We start from the raw sequence: 18,421 nt of genomic DNA, 5'->3' as shown, positions 1-18,421 counted from the left end.
TACCGCCCGGTCTCAGGCGCCCCGCAGGCGCTCCCACACCTCGCGGACCTGGGGCTCCAACGCCTCCAGCGGGCCGTCGTTGTCAATCACCAGGTCGGCGATGGCCAGGCGTTCCTCGCGGGTGGCCTGCGCCGCCATCCGCCGCCTCACCTCGTCCTCCGCCATACCGCGCAGCCGCACCAACCGGTCCAGCTGGGTCTGCGGTGTCGCGTCGACGACCACCACCAGGTCGTAGAGCGGCGCCAGACCGTTCTCGGTCAGGAGCGGCACGTCGTGGACGACCACGGCGTCCGGCCCGGCCGACGCCTCGAGTTCGGCCGACCGCGTGCCCACGAGCGGGTGCACGATCGCGTTGAGCGCCTTCAACTTCTCCTGGTCGGAGAAGACCAACGCGCCCAGCTTCGGCCGGTCCAGGGTGCCGTCAGCCGCGAGGACCTCCGCCCCGAACTCCTCGACCACGGCCGCGAGTCCAGGGGTCCCGGGCTCGACGACCTCGCGTGCGATCTTGTCCGCATCCACGATCACCGCGCCGTACGACGCCAGCAGCCGCGACACTTCACTCTTGCCGGCACCGATCCCGCCGGTCAGCCCCACCTTCACCATGGCCCCACGCTATACGCCTGCACCCGCGGCAGAACTCCCGGGCGGCACTCCACACCCGACCGACGCCGCACCACCCCCACCATCCGTACCGGCAAAGGCAAGACACGGCACAGCAGGGCAGGGCAGAGCAAGGCAGGGAAGAAGCCCGACAGAGAAGCCCGACAGCGGAAGTCGCCCGGCCCGGCCCTGCCCCGCACCCGCCTCAGATCGCGCCCCCGCCGCCTTCGGCCTCGCGCTCCGCCAGGAATCGTTCGAATTCCCGGCCGATCTCGTCGGCCGACGGGAGTTCCACCGGCTCGGCGACGAGATTGCCCCGGGTCTCCGCCCCGGCCACCGCGTCGTACTGGTGCTCAAGGCCGCTGACCAGGGCGACCAGTTCCTCGTCGCCCTCGGAGATCTGTCGCTCGATCTCCTCCTGCGTCCGCAGCGCCTCCGTGCGCAGCGCGTGCGCGGCGTTCGGCAGCACCAGTCCGGTGGCGGCGGTCACCGCCTCCAGTGCGGTCAGCGCGGCGTCCGGGTACGCGGACCGGGCGATGTAGTGCGGCACGTGCGCCGCCACGCCCAGGACGTCGTGCCCCGCCTCGGCCAGCCGGAACTCGACCAGGGACTCCGCGCTGCCGGGCACCTGGGCCTCGTCGAAGAAGCTGCTGTGCCCCGGCATCAGGTCCGTGCGGTTGCCGTGCGGGGTGAGCCCCACCGGCCGGGTGTGCGGCACACCCATCGGGATGCCGTGGAAGTTGACCGACAGCCGGACGCCGAGCCGCTCCACTATCAGGCGCACCGCCGCGGCGAACCGCTCCCACTCCACGTCCGGTTCGGGCCCGGACAGCAGCAGGAAGGGCGCCCCGGTGGCGTCCTGGACCAGGTGCAGTTCGATGCGCGGGGCCTCGTACGAGGTCCAGCGGTGCCGTTCGAAGGTGAGCAGCGGCCGGCGCGCACGGTAGTCGACCAGCCGGTCGTGGTCGAAGCGCGCCACGACCCGGTGCGGCAGGCCGTCCAACAGCCTCTCCACGATCTGGTCGCCGGTCTCGCCGGCATCGATGTAGCCGTCGAAGTGGTACAGCAGCACCAGACCGGCGGAGTCCCTGGCCGTGATCGCCTCGACCGCCGCGAGCCCGCTCGGCTCCCATTCGTACAAACCCTGGGGATCCAACACAGTGACCGCTCCTCCTCGTGTCCAAGGGCAAGAACGTCCCGGAGGGGCCCCGGCATTCCCGAGCCGGCATTCCCGCCCCCTTTCTCCGGAACTCCCTCCCGTCCGCCCCTCCCGTCCGCCCCTCCGAGATCACCCGGGCCCCCTCCCGCTCCGGCAGTCCCCCACCACCGCCAGCGCCCCGTCGTTCACGTCGATGAACCCCCGCGCCTCCCCACCCAGTTGCCACGCCACGCCTTCACTCCCGCCCCACCTCAGGCGCCCCTCCACGCCATCCCGCTCCACCCCGAACCCTTGACGCCCCTTGGTCCGTGCCTCTAGCTTCGCCACCGCTCCCGCGATGCGCATTCCCGCCCAACGTTCATATATGGACGGGCAGTTGAATACACACCGGGCCCCTCGCCGCCGCCACGCTCCTGCTCATGGCCGACTCCCTGGGCACCGCCCAGGGGACGCCCGCCCCGGCCGGCACCACTGCCTCCGCCTCCGTCTCCGCGACGCCCTCCCCCGCCCGCACCGTCGAGGTTTCGACCGCCGCACAGCTCAAGAGCGCGCTGGCCGCCGCCGCACCCGGCGACACCATCCGGCTCGCCGACGGCACCCACCACGGCAACTTCTCGGCCATCACGGCCGGCAGCGTCGCGGCCCGCATCACCCTGACCGGTTCGGTCAGGCCGTGCTCACCGACAGCGGCGGCTACGGCCTCCATCTGGACGGGGCGCCCTACTGGACCGTCCAGGACATCACCGTCGCCGGCGGCCAGAAGGGCATCGTGATGGACTCCGTGAACGGCGTGGTGATCGGCACGGTCACCGTCCACGGCCTGGCCATGGAGCGCGTGCACTTCCGCACGTCCGGCAAGGACGGGATCATCCGGAACTCCACCGTCCGTGACACCGGCAAGGACGGCCGGGGGATGGGCGAGGGCGTCTATGCGGGCAGCGCGGGCGGCACGGACGACAGGAGCGACAACGTCCAGGGCACGGTCTTCCGCGGCAACCGCTCCGATCTGGGCGGAGCCACCGGCGTGGGCCGCTACGGCTTCAGCGTCACCCACTACGACGCGGGCGACTGCCCGGTCGCCATCGCGGGTGACAACACGGTCAGCGGCGGCCGGGGCGTCGCCGACCCGGGAATCCCCGTCGGCTGGCGCGCCGCGCCCGCCCAGCGACGCGCCCGCCCAGCGACGCGCCCACCCCGCGGCCGATCCGACGCATTCCGATCCGCTCCGGCCCACCGGCACCGGCACCGGCCCACGCCATGACGAAGGCCCGCCCCCCGAAGGGAGCGGGCCTCACGTCTTCAGCTACCTCAACCGGCTAGCGCTGACGGGTGGAACCGTTCAGCTCTGGCCGCCGGCCAGCTTCTCGCGGAGCGCGGCAAGGGCCTCGTCCGACGCCAGGGCGCCGGAGTTGTCCGCCGACTCCGAGGAGTACGAGCCACCGGAGACGTTGCCGCCGCCGCCCTGGCCGCCGGCCGCCGGAGCGGCAGCACCCTCGGCCGCAGCCTGCTCGTCGGCCTCGCGGGACTTGATGACCTGGGCCTGGTGCTGCTCGAAGCGCTGCTGCGCCTCGGCGTACTGGTTCTCCCAGGCCTCGCGCTGCGTCTCGTAGCCCTCGAGCCAGTCGTTGGTCTCGGGGTCGAAGCCCTCGGGGTAGATGTAGTTGCCCTGGTCGTCGTAGGACGCGGCCATGCCGTACAGGGTCGGGTCGAACTCGACCGCCGACGGGTCGGCACCGAAGGACTCGTTGGCCTGCTTCAGCGAGAGGCTGATGCGACGACGCTCGAGGTCGATGTCGATGACCTTGACGAAGATCTCGTCGTTGACCTGGACGACCTGCTCCGGGATCTCCACGTGGCGCTCGGCCAGCTCGGAGATGTGGACCAGACCCTCGATGCCCTCGTCCACGCGGACGAACGCACCGAACGGCACCAGCTTCGTGACCTTGCCGGGCACGACCTGGCCGATCTGGTGGGTGCGGGCGAACTGCTGCCACGGGTCTTCCTGGGTCGCCTTGAGCGACAGGGAGACGCGCTCGCGGTCCATGTCGACGTCCAGGACCTCGACCGTGACCTCCTGGCCGACCTCGACAACCTCGGACGGGTGGTCGATGTGCTTCCAGGACAGCTCGGAGACGTGGACGAGACCGTCGACGCCACCCAGGTCCACGAAGGCACCGAAGTTGACGATGGAGGAGACGACGCCGGAGCGCACCTGACCCTTCTGGAGGGTGGTGAGGAAGGTCTGACGGACCTCGCTCTGGGTCTGCTCCAGCCAGGCGCGGCGGGACAGGACCACGTTGTTGCGGTTCTTGTCCAGCTCGATGATCTTGGCCTCGAGCTCCTTGCCCACGTAGGGCTGAAGGTCGCGGACACGGCGCATCTCGACCAGGGAGGCCGGGAGGAAGCCGCGGAGGCCGATGTCGAGGATGAGACCACCCTTGACGACCTCGATGACGGTACCGGTGACGATCCCGTCCTCTTCCTTGATCTTCTCGATGGTGCCCCAGGCACGCTCGTACTGGGCGCGCTTCTTCGAGAGGATCAGGCGGCCTTCCTTGTCCTCCTTCTGAAGGACAAGGGCCTCGATCTCGTCACCGACGGCGACGACCTCGTTGGGGTCGACGTCGTGCTTGATCGAGAGCTCACGGCTCGGGATGACGCCTTCGGTCTTGTAACCGATGTCGAGCAGGACCTCGTCCCGGTCGACCTTCACGATGACGCCGTCGACGATGTCGCCGTCGTTGAAGTACTTGATCGTCTCGTCGATCGCGGCGAGGAAAGCTTCCTCGTTACCGATGTCGTTGACCGCAACCTGCGGGGTGGTGGCGGTGGTCTCGGTGCTGCTCGTCATGTGGGAAAGGGCTCCGGTACGGACATTGAAGTCGTAGGTACTGCTACGCCGAGAGCCCGTATCGCCTCTGCATCAGACCGGACAGCGTCTAAGGCGCATCCTCCGGAAGCCCCGCAAAACCGGAGCATCCCGAAACGCCTCAAAACCGAGGGGACATTCATACAGATGCGAGCGCGGCCTGCTCCGTCCGAGGCGCGCAGGCCCGCAGCGCAACTTGTAGCATACGGGGGCAGCCGGACAGGGTCAATGCGCGAAAGGCGCACACCGGGGACAGAACGCTCCATAACCGGCGCACGCGATGTTCCGCGAGGTCGTACGGCCTCACAGTCCCCCGCTGCGACAAGCACAGCGAAGACTACGACGACGGGCGCGATGAGCCAATACGCAATGGACAACGAGCCGGAGGCGACTCGCCGTGACGCCTCGGACGCCGAGAGCAGCCGGGCCAGTCGCGGCTGGTGGGACCGCAATGCGGACGAGTACCAGAGGGAGCACGGCGCGTTCCTCGGGGACGACCGGTTCGTCTGGGGCCCGGAGGGGCTCGACGAGGCGGACGCCGCGCTCCTGGGGCCGGCCGCCGAACTGAAGGGACGGCGCGTCCTGGAAATCGGCGCCGGCGCGGCGCAGTGCTCCCGCTGGCTGGCGGCCCAGGGGGCGTTCCCGGTGGCCCTGGACCTCTCCCACCGACAGCTCCAGCACGCGCTGCGGATCGCCGGCGGGACGGCCGACGGCCCCGTCGACCTGGTGGAGGCGGACGCGGGCGCGCTGCCGTTCCGCGACGACTCCTTCGACCTGGCGTGTTCCGCCTACGGGGCGCTGCCGTTCGTCGCCGAGCCGGTGCAGGTGCTGCGCGAGGTGCGGCGGGTGCTACGGCCGGGCGGGCGGTTCGTCTTCTCGGTGACCCATCCGATCCGCTGGGCGTTCCCCGACGAGCCGGGGCCGGAGGGGCTGTCGGTGGCGGCGTCGTACTTCGACCGCACGCCGTACGTCGAGCAGGACGAGAGCGGGCGGGCGGTGTACGTGGAGCACCACCGGACGCTGGGCGACCGGGTGCGGGACGTGGTGGCGGCCGGCTTCCGGCTGGTGGACCTCGTCGAACCGGAGTGGCCGGAGTGGAACACCCAGGAGTGGGGCGGCTGGTCGCCGCTGCGGGGGCATCTGATCCCGGGGACGGCGATCTTCGTGTGTGCGGCGGACGGGGCGTGATGCTCCCGGGGCGGGCGGCCGGGGCGTAGCGGCCGGGCGGCAGACTGGAGCGGTGAGCCTCAGCCCTTCCCCGGCCGCCGGGACGCCCGGCGCCGCCCTCGCCCAGCTGCCCGTCCGCAGTGCGCTGCCCGCGCTGCGCGACGCTCTCGACACGACCGGTGCCGCGGTGCTGTGCGCGCCGCCGGGCACCGGCAAGACGACCCTGGTGCCGCTGGAGCTCGCCGGGCTGACCGGCGAGGGGCCGCGGCGGCGGGTGGTCGTCGCCGAGCCGCGCCGGATCGCGGCGCGCGCGGCGGCCCGGCGGATGGCGTGGCTGCTGGGCGAGCGGGTGGGCGACCGCGTCGGCTTCACCGTGCGCGGGGAGCGGCGGGCCGGGCCGCGTACGGCGGTGGAGGTGGTGACCACCGGGGTGCTGTTGCAGCGGCTGCAGCGCGATCCGGAGCTGGCCGGGGTGGACGTCGTGGTGCTGGACGAGTGCCACGAGCGGCATCTGGACGCCGACACCTGCGCGGCCTTCCTGTTGGACGTACGGGCGGCGCTGCGGCCGGAGCTGCGGCTGCTGGCGGCCTCCGCGACGACCGACGCGGAGGGGTGGGCTCGGCTTCTGGGCGGCGGGGAGCCGGCTCCGGTGGTGGCCGCGACGGGGGTCTCGCACCCGGTGGAGGTGGTGTGGGCGCCGCCGGAGCGGCCGGTCGCGCCGCCGCACGGGATGCGGGTGGATCCGGCGCTGCTGGCGCACGTCGCCGCCGTGGTGCGGCGGGCGCTGCGGGAACAGGCCGGTGACGTGCTGTGCTTCCTGCCCGGGGTCGGCGAGATCGCACGGGTGGCGGGGCAGTTGGCGGGGGTGGACGCCGAGGTGCTGCAGGTGCACGGGCGGGCGCCGGCCGAGGTGCAGGACGCGGTGTTGGCGGGCGGTGGGGGTACCTCCCGTTCGAGCGATGCCGAGAAGGGAGGAGGGGCCCGCCGGGTCGTCCTGGCGACCTCCGTGGCGGAGTCCAGCCTGACCGTGCCCGGGGTGCGGGTCGTGGTGGACAGCGGGCTGGCGCGGGTGCCGCGGATGGACCACGCGCGTGGGCTCAGCGCGCTGACGACCGTCCGTGCCTCTCGGGCGGCGGCGCGGCAGCGGGCCGGGCGGGCCGGCCGGCAGGAGCCCGGGGTGGTCTACCGCTGCTGGGCCGAGGGGGAGGACGGACGGCTGCCGCGCTTCCCGGATCCGGAGATCAAGGTCGCCGATCTGACCGCGTTCGCCCTTCAGACGGCCTGTTGGGGCGATCCGACGGCGAGCGGGCTGGCGCTGCTGGACGCACCGCCGGCCGGGGCGCTGGCCGCGGCCCGGGAGGTGCTGACGGCGATCGGCGCGGTGGACGCGGCGGGCCGGGCGACCGAGCGGGGCGTGCGGATGGCGCGGCTGGGACTGCACCCCCGACTGGCCCGCGCACTGCTGGACGGCGCGACCGAGGTCGGTGTGCGGCGCGCGGCGGAGGTGGTGGCGCTGCTGAGCGAGGAGCCGCCGCGGTCCTACGGGGACGATCTGGCGGCCGCGTGGCGCACCGCGCGCCGGGGCGGCGACGCCTACGCCGCGCGGTGGCGGCAGGAGACGCGGCGGCTGGCGGCGGCCGCCGGGGAGCCGGAGCGGGGCCCCGGGGAGCGGCGGGGGCCGGCGGCCGGGGGCGCCGCGTCCGAGGACGCGGTCGCCGGACTGCTCGCGGCGCTGGCCTTCCCGGAGCGGGTGGCCCGGGCGCGCGGGGCCGGCAGCTACCTGATGGCGTCCGGGACCGGGGCCGATCTGGCCGGGGCGGGGGCCGGGGGCCGGGCCGGGGACGGATCGCGGCTGCGGGACGCGGCCTGGCTGGCGGTCGCGGTGGCGGACCGGCCGGTCGCCGCGGCGTCCGCGCGGGTCCGGCTGGCGGCCGTGATCGACGAGGAGACCGCCCGCGCCGCGGCCGGGGCACTGTATTCCGCCGGGGAGGAGGTGCACTGGGCGGACGGCGAGGTGGTGGCCCGGCAGGTGACCCGGCTCGGCGCGATCGAGCTGTCGGCCCGTGCGCTGAGCGCACCGGATCCCGGGCTGCTGCGGGACGCGGTCGTCGAGGGCCTGCGGCGGGAGGGGCTCGGGCTGCTGCGGTGGACGGCCGGGGCGACCGCGGTGCGGCAGCGCATGGCGTTCCTGCACCGGGAGTTGGGCGCGCCGTGGCCGGAGGTGTCGGACGCGGCGCTGCTGGAGCGCGTCGAGGACTGGCTGGGGACCGAGCTGGGGCGGGCCCGGCGGCGGGCCGATCTGGCGCGGGTGGACGCGGGACAGGCGCTGACCCGGCTGCTGCCGTGGGCGACCGGTGAGGCGGTGCGCTTCGAGGAGCTGGCGCCGGAGCGGATCGAGGTGCCGAGTGGTTCCCGGGTGCGGGTGGACTACGGCGGCGAGCAGCCCGTACTGGCGGTCAAACTGCAGGAGTTGTTCGGGCTGCGGGAGTCGCCGCGGGTGGCGGGCGGGCGGGTGCCGGTGCTGGTGCACCTGCTCTCGCCGGCGGGGCGGCCGGCGGCGGTCACGGCGGACCTGGCCTCCTTCTGGCGGGACGGCTACCGGGCCGTCCGGGCGGAGCTGCGCGGTCGCTACCCCAAGCACCCCTGGCCGGAGGACCCTTCGACGGCCGAACCGACCCGGCACACCTCGGCGCGGCTGCGGCGGGGGTGAGAGCCCGCCGGGCGGGGCGGTCCCGCCGCGCGCCGGACGGGCCCGGGCGCCCGCTCCTACCCCGACGTCTGGGGCGTGCGGGTACGCCAACTCCCCTCGGCAGGACGGCGTTCGGAGCTTCTGCGGGCGGTTCGTCGGTGTCATGTCTCCACGCTACGGCCCGCCACTGACAACGCCCTCGACCGCAGGTTGCGCCGGGTCCTGTGGGCCGGGGCGCCGGCCGCGGGCCTCGAGGTGCAGGCTGGCGGCGAGGAGGAGGGCGCCGAGGGCCAGGAAGCCCCAGGGGAGGTAGCTGGTGAGGAGCAGGACGAGGGTGCGCTGGGACTTCACCAGGGCCAGGGTGGAGTCGACGTAGTCGGCGCGCATCTTCACATGGCCGGCGAATGCGGTGACCTTGCCGCCGCCGGGGAGCAGTTGGCCGCCGCGCAGCTCTTCCTTGTGGATCTCCTCGCCGTTGACGGGGGCGCCGGTGACCGGGTCGACCCAGAACATCCGCGTGGTGGAGTACCAGCGGGTGGTGCCCATCTTCTGGACGGCCTCCGGGGTGATGCCCTTGACCGGCATCTTCTTGGGCAGCGGGACCTTGGTCCAGGGGATGGTCTGCTCGAAGTAGTAGACCTCCAGGCCGTGGAAGGTCCGGGTCCCCTTGTAGTGGATGGGGGCCGAGGTGCGGGTCTGGGCGTCGAAGTAGGCGTAGTCGCGTTTCTCGGTGAGGAACGGCCACTTGTACTCGATGCCGGAGCGGCGCACGGGGTCGCCGTCGACCATCTCGCCGGCGGCGTGGACGGGTTCCTGGGAGTGCGCGTCGAAGACGTAGCGCTCGGGGATCTCGGAGACCATCTTGCCGTCGGGGCCAGCCACGAAGGAGAGGGCGTCCCAGACCACGACGTCGCGGCCGGTGGCCTGCTCGACCCGGTGGGCCTCGGCGACGTTGCCCTTGAGGGTCTGGACGATGGTGACCTCGGGGACCTGTCGGGCCTTCATGGTGCCGTAGTCGAGGAGGGTGGCGGGCCTGGCCTCCAGGACCATGGCCTGGTACTGGCTGGGTGGGATCTTCGCGAGGCGGGGGAAGGCGTACCAGCGCATCAGCGGGGACAGCGCGGTGAAGAAGGCGGCGAGGCCGAGCAGGACGAGGCTCGCGGTGCGGCGCATCCCTCTTCGCGGCTTCGACGCGTGCGCCCCGGTGCCGGGCGGGGTTCGGCGCATGGCGGTGGCGTCCCTCCCTCAGGGGTGTGCGGGGACGGTGGTCAACAGCGGCTCGGGGGACGTCCGGCCCTCGGGGGCGCCGATCGCGGTGACGGTGAAGATGAGGGCGAGCGCCGCGGCCAGGCCGATCGCGGCTGCTGTCAGGGCGCGCATGGCCGTCCTCCCGGAGAACTGAACTGATGCAGCGTCAGGGCGGGGGCACGGTAGCAACGGGCGGCCGAGATGAGAACACGTTTCACCGCCACCGCCGCCCCGCCCGGGTGTACGGGCGGGACGGCGGTGGCGGTACGGCCACGAGGGCCGGGGGCGTGGACCGGGCGGTCAGGAGGCGGCGGGCGGTGCCGTCACCGTGAGGGCGACCGTCAGCACGGTGCCGTCGGCGGTGGTCAGCCGGAGCCGGAAGGTGCCCGGGTGGGAGTCGGTGTAGAGCTTCGGGAGGGTGAGCTGGCCGTTGGCGTCGGTGGTGAGTCCGGTGAGCGTGCGGACCGGCTTGTCCTTGTCGGCGCCGGTGGCCTTGGGGTCCTTGAAGTAGGGGCCCCGGTCGTTCTCGACGGGCTTCTTCGGGTCGTCGGTGACCAGGGTGGCGGTGATCGGGACGCCGGCCGCTGCCTTGCCCTGGTAGGTCGCCTTGATCTGGACGGCGTCGTCGGCGTACGCACCGCCGGCCGCCGTGGTCAGCGCCTTGTCGGAGGTCCGGGCGAGGGCGTCGGCCTTCGGCGCGGGCTTGGCCGTGACCGTGCCGGCGAAGTCGACCGGGCGCACGTCGCGGACGGCGGCGGTGGCACGGACGGTGAACGGGCCGGCGGTGTCGCCGGCGTGCAGCGTCGGGGCGGTGGCCAGGCCGTCCTTGCCGGTGGTGACGGTGACCGTGGTGGCGCCGCCGGGGATGGGGGCACCCCCTGCTCGAACGAAGGTGAGACCGTGGGGGACGGTTCCGGTGCTGCCGGTGAGGGTGAAGCGGACGGTGGCGCCGGCCACCGGCTTGCCGTCGGCGTCCTTGGCGCGGACCCGCGGCGCGGTGGCGAAGTCGGTGCCCACGGTGGCCGTCAGGCGCGTGCCGTCCTTGTCGGCGACGGCCTCCAGGGCGGTGAGCGGGGCCGGCTTCGTGGGCGGCTTCGGCTTCGGCTTCGGGTCCGGGGTGGGCTTGGGGTCCGGCGTGGGCTTCGGCTTCGGGGACGGCGCGGGGGCCGTCGTGCCGCCGTCATGGCCAGGACCGGTGGAGCCGGGGGTTCCGGACGAACCGCCCGGTGTCGCCGGCTCGTCGGGCGTGTGCTGTCCGCCCTTGCCGCCGGGGGTCGGGGGTGTGCCCTTCGCCTCGCCGCGGCGCTGGTCGCCGGGGCCGCCGACGGTGTCGGAGGTGCCGCCGCGGTGGACGGGGAGCGGCCCCTTGCCGTCCGGTACCTCGAACGTGCCGTTCCGGTAGAACGTGTACCAGGACAGCACCAGGTTCAGGTACGCGGTGGAGTCGTTGTAGCCGAGCACGGCCCGGTCGAGGTCGGCCCGGTCGGACAGGTCGCGGCCGTCGGCGCAGAGGTAGCGGCCGGCGGCGAGGGTCGCGTCGAAGACGTTGTTGGGGTCCTTGATGCCGTCGCCGTTGCCGTCGGCGCCCCAGCCCGTGCCGTGGGGCCCGCCCTGGGACCAGGTGGAGGGGATGAACTGCATCGGGCCGACGGCGCGGTCGTGGGTGGTGTCGCCGTCGTAGCGACCGCCGTCGGTGTCGGGTATCAGGGCGAAGCCACGGCCGTTGAGCTGGGGGCCGAGGATCGGCCGGAGGGTGGTGCCCTGCGCGTCGACCGCGCCGCCGCGGGCGTGACCGGACTCCACCTCGCCGATCGCGGCGAGCAGTTGCCAGGGCAGCCGGCAGCTCGGGTCGGAGGCCCGGAGGTCCGCCTCGGCCTTCTTGTAGGCGGCCAGGACGGTGGCCGGGATGCCCGCCTGGGACGGGGCGTGCGTCCCGCTGCCGGTGTCGCCGGAGTGGCCGGAACCTTTCGGCGGGGCGGGGGTCTTGAGGGGCGGTCGGTCGGTGAAGTACGAAGAGCCGCCGTCGATGGGGGTGTCGGCGGGCGGTGCGGGGCTGCGGTCGGCGCGGGCCGCCGGATGGTCGGCGGCACCGGGCGCCTGAGAGGCGGTCAGCGCGGCCAGCGCCGCTGCCGCCACGGCCGTCGAGGCCGCTCCTCTTTGGAGCCGCCGCCGGAATGTGGCTGCCATACCTGGTGTCCCCTCCGTGTCGACCTACCGCGTGCACACCTGATCGCCGGTGCCTGGCCACTTGTGCGTGACGCCGTATCGCGCTCCCCAGCGCCTCAACTCCGGCGACACTACGACAACTCGGGCCGCGCAGCCACCACTCCCATCAGCCACATAATGATCCTAATCGATCAAGGAGGGGCAGATGCCGTTCACGCTGAGTCATGCCGCCGCCGTCCTGCCACTGATCCGTCGAACCGGTGCGGGCCGCGGCTCCTTGGTCGCCTCGGCGTTGGTCGCGGGGTCGTTCGCACCGGATGTGACGTACTACGCGGGCACGGTGGTTCCCGGCGGCATGGCATTCGGTGCGTTCACGCACTCCCTGCCCGGCGTGCTGACGGTGGACGTGCTGCTGACCGCGGGGCTGGTGGGCGGTTGGCTGCTGGTGCGCGAGCCGCTCCTGGCACTGCTGCCACGGGCCGGGCGGGAGCGGCTCGGGGCGTTCCTCCGGGGCCGACCCCGGACGCCGGCCCCGGTCCGCGAACGGGCGGCTTCGGCAGGCTGGTTCGTCGCCTCGGCGGTGCTCGGTTCGGTGTCCCATGTGGTCTGGGACGCCTTCACCCATCCCGGACGCTGGGGCACCCGCTTGCTGCCCGCGCTCAACACCGTGGTGGGCGACCGGCCGCTGGCCATGTACCTGCAGTACGCGACCTCGGCGCTGGCCCTGGTGGGCATCGGATGGTTCCTGTGGTCGGCGCTGCGGGTCGGGTCCGCGGCCGGGGCCGACGGCGCCGGCGCCGCTGCGCCCGAACTGCCCGTGCGGCTGCGGCTGTTGCTCACCGCCCCGGTGGTCCTGGCGGTGCTGCTCGGCGCCGCGTACCGCACGCTGCGGGCGTACGCCGTCCACGGGGCGGCGGTGGGGTGGTTCGACTACCTGCCGGACGCGCTCTTCGGGGCGGGCGCCGGTCTCGTGCCGGGGCTGCTCGTCAGCGCCGGGGCGATACGGCTGCTGGGGCGGCGGGCACGGCGGGGCGGGGCCGCGGCGGACGGCGGCGCGCCGGGCCGGCCGGCGGGCGCGGGGGCCGAGGCGGCCTGACGGGAGCAGACCCGCCGGGGTGCGTACGGCACGGACTCCGTACGCACCCCGGGGCGGCGGTCAGTGCGCCGCCGACTCCCAGTCCGCGCCGGCGCCGACCGAGACGTCGAGCGGGGCGCGGAGTTCGACGGCCGCGGCCATCTCCTTCCGGACCAGCTCCTCGACCTGGGCGCGCTCGCCGGGGGCGACCTCGACCACGATTTCGTCGTGGACCTGGAGCAGCATCCGGGAGGACAGCTCCGCCGCGCGCAGCGCCGCGTCGACCCGCAGCATCGCGATCTTGACGATGTCGGCGGCGGTGCCCTGGATGGGGGCGTTCAACGCCATCCGCTCGGCCATCTCGCGGCGCTGGCGGTTGTCGCTGTTGAGGTCGGGCAGATAGCGGCGACGGCCGAGGATCGTCTCGGTGTAGCCGGTGGCGCGGGCCTCCTCGACGACGCGCTGGAGGTAGTCGCGCACCCCGCCGAACCGCTCGAAGAAGTTGTCCATCAGCTTGCGGGCCTCGTCGGGCTGGATGCCCAGCTGCTGGGAGAGACCGAACGCGGACAGCCCGTAGGCCAGGCCGTACGACATCGCCTTGATCTTGCGGCGCATCTCCGGGTCGACCTCGGTCTTGGCGACCGAGAAGACCTGGGAGGCGACGGTGGTGTGCAGGTCCTCGCCGGAGGTGAACGCCTCGATCAGGCCCTCGTCCTCGGAGAGGTGCGCCATCACCCGCAGCTCGATCTGGCTGTAGTCGGCGGTCAGCAGCGACTCGAAGCCGTCGCCGACGACGAAGCCGCGGCGGATCGCCCGGCCCTCGTCCGTCCGCACGGGGATGTTCTGCAGATTGGGGTCGGTGGAGGACAGCCGGCCGGTGGCCGCGACGGTCTGGTTGAAGGTGGTGTGGATCCGGCCGTCGGCGGCGATGGTCTTGATCAGGCCCTCGACCGTGGTGCGCAGCTTGGCCTGCTCCCGGTGGCGGAGCATGATCACCGGGAGTTCGTTGTCGGTCTGGGAGGCCAGCCAGGCCAGGGCGTCGGCGTCGGTGGTGTAGCCGGTCTTGGTCTTCTTGGTCTTGGGCAGGCCCAGCTCGCCGAAGAGGACCTCCTGGAGCTGCTTGGGCGAGCCGAGGTTGAACTCGTGGCCGGCCGCGGCGTGCGCCTCCTTGACGGCCTGCTGCACGGCGCCGGCGAACTGCTGCTCCATGCGCTCCAGCCAGCCGCGGTCGGCGGCGATGCCGGCCCGCTCCATCCGGGCCAGCAGCTCACTGGTGGGCAGCTCCACGTCGCGCAGCAGATCGGCCGCGCCGACCTCGGCCAGCTTCGCGCCGAACGCCGTCCCGAGGTCGAGGACCGTGCGGGCCTGCCCCATCAGGGCCTCCGCCTCGGCCTCCTCGTCCGCGCCGAACGCCAGCTGGCCGTCCCCGGCCGCGGCCGGGGCGAGATCGCGGCCCAGGTACTCGACGGAGAGGGCGTCCAGGGCGAAGGAGCGGCGGCCGGGCTTGACCAGATAGGCGGCGAGGGCGGTGTCCATGCCGACGCCGTCGATGCGCCAGCCGTGCTCGCCGAAGACCCGCATCAGGCCCTTGGCGTTGTGCATCACCTTGGGCCGGGCCGGGTCGGCGATCCAGGCGGCGAAGGCCCGCTCGTCGGCTTCGTCCAGCTGCGACGGGTCGAACCAGGCGGCCGGGCCGTGCCCGGTGGCCAGCGCCACCTCGGCAACGCTGCCGCTGCCCAGTGTCCACACGTCGACGGTGGCCACGCCCAGCGGCCCGGTGCCGTGCTCGGCCAGCCACGGGGCCAGCTCACCGGTGCCCAGGACCGCGCCGTCCACCTCGACGCCGGCGGCCGGCTCGGCGCTCTCCGCGCTCTCGGCGGCGCCGGGGTCCACGGCCAGGAGGCGGTCCCGCAGGCCCTGGTTGCGGATCTCCAGGGCGTTCAGGAAGACCTTAAGGGCCTCGCGGTCGTAGGGCTGGCGGGTGAGCTCGGCGGGGCCGCAGGACAGCTCGACGTCGCGGACCATCTCCGTCAGGCGGCGGTTGAGCTTCACCGACTCCAGGTGGTCGCGGAGATTCTGCCCCGCCTTGCCCTTGACCTCGTCGGCCCGCGCCACCAGCTCGGCGAACGAACCGAACTGGTTGATCCACTTGGTGGCGGTCTTCTCGCCGACACCGGGGATGCCGGGGAGGTTGTCCGACGGGTCACCGCGCAGCGCGGCGAAGTCCGGGTACTGGGTGGGGGTCAGGCCGTACTTCTCGGCGACCTTCTCCGGGGTGAAGCGCGTCAGCTCGGAGACGCCCTTGGTGGGGTAGAGGACCGTGACGTCCTCGGAGACCAGCTGGAAGGAGTCGCGGTCGCCGGTGACGATCGCCACCTCGAAGCCCTCGGCGGTGGCCTGGGTGGCCAGGGTGGCGATGACGTCGTCGGCCTCGAAGCCGTCCACCGCGAAGCGCTTGACGTGCATCGCGTCCAGCAGCTCGCCGATCAGCTCGACCTGGCCCTTGAACTCGTCGGGCGTCTTGGAGCGGTTCGCCTTGTACTCGGGGAACTCCTCGGAGCGCCACGTCTTGCGGGAGACGTCGAACGCCACCGCGAAGTGGGTGGGCGCCTCGTCACGCAGGGTGTTCGCGAGCATCGACGCGAAGCCGTAGATCGCGTTGGTCGGTTGCCCGGTCGCGGTGGTGAAATTCTCCACGGGCAGGGCGAAGAACGCCCGGTATGCCATGGAATGCCCGTCCATCAGGAGCAGGCGACGACGGCCGCCCGCCGCCTCGGTGCCGGTCGCTTCGCTCATCTTCACTGCCTTTCCTGCCACGCCCCCGATCCTGCCACGCCCCACTGACAATCCCCGCCGCGCCGGGCGACACCGGACCGCCCGACCCACCGCGCCACACCCGCCGCGCCGCACCCGCCGCCGCGCACTCCCCTTACTGGCCCGCCCCGGTCCGTGACAGGATCTGAGACGCACCAATCAGATGCGCACGGCAACGATCCGCCCCACCCCCGGCGGCCCGCCCGGCACACGACCCCAGGGAGAGCGCATGGCAGGCAAGCCGCCCGCGTCGGACCCCGTCCAGGACGCGCCCGAGGTCGGCGCGCCCCAGCACTCCGCGGTCGGCATCCCGGCCATCACCCACGCGCTGAAGATCTCCCAGCAGCAGATGGGCGTCCGCCGCACCGCCCTCACCCTGCTGCGGGTCAACCAGAAGAACGGCTTCGACTGCCCCGGCTGCGCCTGGCCCGAGGACGACAAGCGGCACGCCGCCGAGTTCTGCGAGAACGGCGCCAAGGCCGTCGCCGAGGAAGCCACCCTGCGACGGGTCACCCCGGACTTCTTCGCCGCCCACTCCGTCGCCGACCTCGCCTCCCGCAGCGGCTACTGGCTCGGCCAACAGGGCCGCCTCACCCACCCCATGTACCTCCCCGAGGGCGCCGACCACTACGAACCCGTCACCTGGGACCGCGCCTTCGACCTCATCGCCGAGGACCTCACCGCCCTCGCCTCCCCCGACGAGGCCGTCTTCTACACCTCCGGCCGGACGAGCAACGAGGCCGCCTTCCTCTACCAGCTCTTCGCCCGCGAGTTCGGCACCAACAACCTCCCGGACTGCTCCAACATGTGCCACGAGTCCTCGGGCTCGGCGCTCACCGCCACCCTGGGCGTCGGCAAGGGCAGCGTCCTGTTGGAGGACCTCTACAAGGCCGACCTGATCATCGTCGCCGGCCAGAACCCGGGCACCAACCACCCGCGGATGCTCAGCGCCCTGGAGAAGGCCAAGGCCGGCGGCGCCAAGATCATCTCGATCAACCCGCTGCCCGAGGCCGGCCTGGAACGCTTCAAGAACCCCCAGACCCCGCGCGGCCTGGCCGGCGGCGGCACCGCCCTGACCGACCTCTTCCTCCAGGTGCGCATCGGCGGCGACCAGGCCCTCTTCCGCGCCCTCAACCGTCGCATCCTGCAGACCGAAGGCGCCCTCGACGAGGACTTCATCCGCGACCACACCCACGGCTTCGAGGAGTTCGCGGACCTGGTCCGCGCGGGCGACGACGCCGACGACACGCTGCGCGCCACCGGACTCACCCACGACGAGATCGAACGCGCCGCCGCCATGGTCCTCGCCTCCCGCCGCACCATCGTGTGCTGGGCGATGGGCCTGACCCAGCACAAGCACTCCGTCCCCACCATCCAGGAAGTCGTCAACTTCCTGCTGCTGCGCGGCAACATCGGCCGCCCCGGAGCCGGCGTCTGCCCCGTACGCGGCCACAGCAACGTCCAGGGCGACCGCACCATGGGCATCTTCGAACGGCCCGCACCGGCCTTCCTGGACGCCTTGGAGAAGGAGTTCGGCTTCACGCCGCCTCGCGAGCACGGCTACGACGTCGTCCGCGCCATCCGCGCCCTGCGCGACGGACAGGCCAAGGTCTTCTTCGCCATGGGCGGCAACTTCGTCTCCGCCACCCCCGACACCGACGTCACCGAAGCCGCCGTCCGACGCGCCCGCCTCACCGTGCACGTCTCCACCAAGCTCAACCGCTCCCACGCCGTCACCGGCGCCCGCGCCCTGATCCTGCCGACCCTGGGCCGCACCGAACGCGACCGCCAGGCGAGCGGCGACCAGTTCGTGACCGTCGAGGACTCCATGGGCATGGTGCACGCCTCCCGCGGCCGCCTGGAGCCCGCCGGCCCCCAACTGCTCTCCGAGCCCGCCATCGTCGCCCGCCTCGCCCACCGCGTCCTCGGCGACCGCAGCAACACCCCCTGGCAGGCGTTCGAGAAGGACTACGCCACCATCCGCGACCGGATCGCCCGCGTCGTCCCCGGCTTCGAGGACTTCAACGCCAAGGTCGCCCGCCCCGGAGGCTTCACCCTGCCGCACGCCCCCCGGGACAGCCGCAGCTTCCCCACCGCCACCGGGAAGGCCAACTTCACCGCCGCCCCCGTGGAACACCCCACCGCCCCCGAAGGGCGCCTGCTCCTCCAGACACTGCGCTCCCACGACCAGTACAACACCACCATCTACGGCCTCGACGACCGCTACCGCGGCATCAAGAACGGCCGCCGCGTCGTCCTCGTCCACCCCGACGACGCCCACCACCTGGGCTTCGCCGACGGCTCCTACGCCGACCTGGTCAGCGAATGGACCGACGGCAGCGAGCGGCGCGCCCCCGGCTTCCGGGTGGTGCACTACCCCACCGCCCGGGGCTGCGCCGCCGCCTACTACCCCGAGACCAACGTCCTGGTCCCGCTGGACCACACCGCCGACACCAGCAACACCCCCGCCTCGAAGTCCCTGGTCATCCGGCTGGAGGCCGCACGCGAAGGCTGACCGCCGGCCGCCCGGCGCGCGGCCGGCACCGGCGCTCGGGCACCCCGCGACGGGCGCCCGGGACGCGGCCTGATAGGAACAGGCACAGATCCACGACGATCAAGGGCACAGACACGGCC

At 73.1% G+C, this 18,421-nt stretch carries 11 protein-coding genes and 1 pseudogene; 5 read left to right on the top strand and 7 right to left on the bottom strand.

The window, feature by feature from the left end; all coding sequences use genetic code 11:
* Positions 1-12 precede the first annotated feature (12 nt).
* Entirely contained in the window at positions 13-603 is a 591-nt protein-coding gene (gene coaE / locus MOV08_RS30420) for a dephospho-CoA kinase (RefSeq protein WP_275309612.1), read from the bottom strand.
* 202 nt (positions 604-805) lie between these two features.
* Positions 806-1,759: a PAC2 family protein gene (locus MOV08_RS30415; protein ID WP_039637508.1), complete on the bottom strand. Its 954-nt coding sequence runs from the start codon at positions 1,757-1,759 to the stop codon at positions 806-808.
* Between the two features lie 419 nt (positions 1,760-2,178).
* Between MOV08_RS30415 and MOV08_RS30410 the strand changes: the two are divergent.
* A pseudogene (locus MOV08_RS30410) lies at positions 2,179-2,897 on the top strand (right-handed parallel beta-helix repeat-containing protein); the annotation flags it as partial.
* A gap of 201 nt (positions 2,898-3,098) precedes the next feature.
* Here the strand turns inward: MOV08_RS30410 and rpsA are convergent.
* The gene (gene rpsA / locus MOV08_RS30405; protein ID WP_016575406.1) at positions 3,099-4,610 is read right to left on the bottom strand and encodes a 30S ribosomal protein S1; all 1,512 of its coding nucleotides are present in this window, start codon (positions 4,608-4,610) and stop codon (positions 3,099-3,101) included.
* 372 nt (positions 4,611-4,982) lie between these two features.
* On the opposite strand from rpsA, the gene MOV08_RS30400 reads away from it, so the two are divergent.
* Together MOV08_RS30400 and hrpB are read left to right on the top strand one after the other, a co-directional pair.
* Complete coding sequence (locus MOV08_RS30400) at positions 4,983-5,816, top strand: class I SAM-dependent methyltransferase (protein ID WP_039637506.1); 834 nt, start codon at positions 4,983-4,985, stop codon at positions 5,814-5,816.
* Between the two features lie 52 nt (positions 5,817-5,868).
* Positions 5,869-8,505, top strand: coding sequence for an ATP-dependent helicase HrpB (hrpB, locus tag MOV08_RS30395; RefSeq protein ID WP_275309611.1), 2,637 nt, complete (start codon positions 5,869-5,871; stop codon positions 8,503-8,505).
* A 153-nt stretch (positions 8,506-8,658) separates the two neighbouring features.
* On the opposite strand, the gene pgfA is transcribed toward hrpB, so the two are convergent.
* From pgfA to MOV08_RS30380, 3 genes are all read right to left on the bottom strand, one after another.
* Positions 8,659-9,657, bottom strand: a complete 999-nt coding sequence (gene pgfA, locus MOV08_RS30390) for a cell envelope lipid trafficking protein PgfA (protein ID WP_275311934.1) — start codon at positions 9,655-9,657, stop codon at positions 8,659-8,661.
* A gap of 72 nt (positions 9,658-9,729) precedes the next feature.
* The gene (locus tag MOV08_RS30385) at positions 9,730-9,864 is read right to left on the bottom strand and encodes an SPW_0924 family protein (protein ID WP_107080348.1); all 135 of its coding nucleotides are present in this window, start codon (positions 9,862-9,864) and stop codon (positions 9,730-9,732) included.
* A 168-nt stretch (positions 9,865-10,032) separates the two neighbouring features.
* Positions 10,033-11,919 (bottom strand): lytic transglycosylase domain-containing protein, encoded by a 1,887-nt coding sequence (locus tag MOV08_RS30380; RefSeq protein ID WP_275309610.1) that lies wholly within the window; start codon positions 11,917-11,919, stop codon positions 10,033-10,035.
* A 184-nt stretch (positions 11,920-12,103) separates the two neighbouring features.
* On the opposite strand from MOV08_RS30380, the gene MOV08_RS30375 reads away from it, so the two are divergent.
* A complete protein-coding gene (locus tag MOV08_RS30375; RefSeq protein WP_275309609.1) occupies positions 12,104-12,994 on the top strand; it encodes a DUF4184 family protein in 891 nt (296 codons plus the stop codon).
* 60 nt (positions 12,995-13,054) lie between these two features.
* Here MOV08_RS30375 and polA read toward each other — a convergent pair whose 3' ends face one another.
* Positions 13,055-15,769 (bottom strand): DNA polymerase I, encoded by a 2,715-nt coding sequence (gene polA / locus MOV08_RS30370; protein ID WP_275309608.1) that lies wholly within the window; start codon positions 15,767-15,769, stop codon positions 13,055-13,057.
* Positions 15,770-16,016: 247 nt separating this feature from the next.
* On the opposite strand from polA, the gene MOV08_RS30365 reads away from it, so the two are divergent.
* Entirely contained in the window at positions 16,017-18,302 is a 2,286-nt protein-coding gene (locus MOV08_RS30365) for an FdhF/YdeP family oxidoreductase (protein ID WP_275309607.1), read from the top strand.
* Positions 18,303-18,421 lie beyond the last annotated feature (119 nt).

It is taken from the genome of Streptomyces yunnanensis (assembly GCF_029011865.1).
Lineage (GTDB): Bacteria > Actinomycetota > Actinomycetes > Streptomycetales > Streptomycetaceae > Streptomyces > Streptomyces yunnanensis.
This window is presented reverse-complemented; position numbering and strand designations above follow the sequence as displayed.